The sequence below is a fragment of the Alcanivorax sp. HI0083 genome, from assembly GCF_001635175.1.
Map to the genome: position 1 here is coordinate 1 of NZ_LWFX01001514.1, position 941 is coordinate 941.

Below are 941 nucleotides of genomic sequence, written 5' to 3' on the forward strand. Positions count from 1 at the left end.
CCCCCATAATTGATCGCTGCCAGGTAGCCGCCGCTAATGGCAGTGAGGCTGGTCTCGGCAATCATGTCGGGCAAGGCTGGGGTAAACAGAAAGCGGCCAATGCCCAAGGCAATAACCAGGCTGAATGCGCCAGCGATGGCGATGCGCAGAGAATCTGAATCAGAGTGGGTCACAGTGACTCCAGTGGGGCGCCAAGGGGCAGAATCAATAAAAGAACGCAAGCCTAACAGGCTGGCCGCGTTGCGGCTGTAGTCTTCGAATGATGTTCACTATTCGCGGGAATGATAATTCCCCATTGGTCGTAGACAGTGCGCGCTATCCCGGTGCCACTGGACCATCTGAGGGCACCTGCAGGTAGTTGCCTTGGCCTGTTTTATTCCCCGGCGGGCTGTTTCCTTCGCATTTCAGGAATTGGCATGGCGCTTGCCTAACGTAAGCACATTAGCAGGATGATTCGTCACGCTATCCTGCTAGCGATCAATGGTGATCGCGAAAGAATCTGAGCAAAGACGCTCATGGAATGTCGTCAACGGCGGCGTTGTTCCATGGGCGTTTTTTTATGCCTGGGATAAAGGGGGCAGGCGTGAGCACACCGCCTTCAAAGATAGGCGTTTTCCGAAACGAGAGCGATAAAACACACTAAGGTGAGGAAGAAAACCATGAAACATTCTGCCATTGCCGCCGGCGTCATTCTCTCCACGCTGGGCTTTACGGGGACCGCCAGCGCGGAAGACGATGCATTCATTACCGCACTGAAAGACGGCACACCGCTGCTGAACATGCGCCTGCGTTATGAAGAAGTGAACAGTGATGCCTTCACTGAAGACGGCCAGGCGCTGACCCTGCGTACCCGCCTGGGTTACCAGAGTGGCAAGCTCCACGGTTTTGATGTGATGGGGGAGTTTGAAGATACCCGCATCGTGGGCCAGGTGGACAACTAT

1 protein-coding gene and 1 pseudogene are annotated in these 941 nt (G+C 54.9%); one reads left to right on the plus strand and one right to left on the minus strand.

From position 1 onward, the window contains the following. Positions 1 to 173, minus strand: a 173-nt coding sequence (locus tag A3754_RS28760) for a YbfB/YjiJ family MFS transporter (protein WP_156497161.1), incomplete at its 3' end; no start/stop codon positions are given. Positions 174 to 659: 486 nt separating this feature from the next. Here A3754_RS28760 and A3754_RS22845 point away from each other — a divergent pair. Beyond that, positions 660 to 941: pseudogene (locus tag A3754_RS22845) on the plus strand (hypothetical protein); the annotation flags it as partial.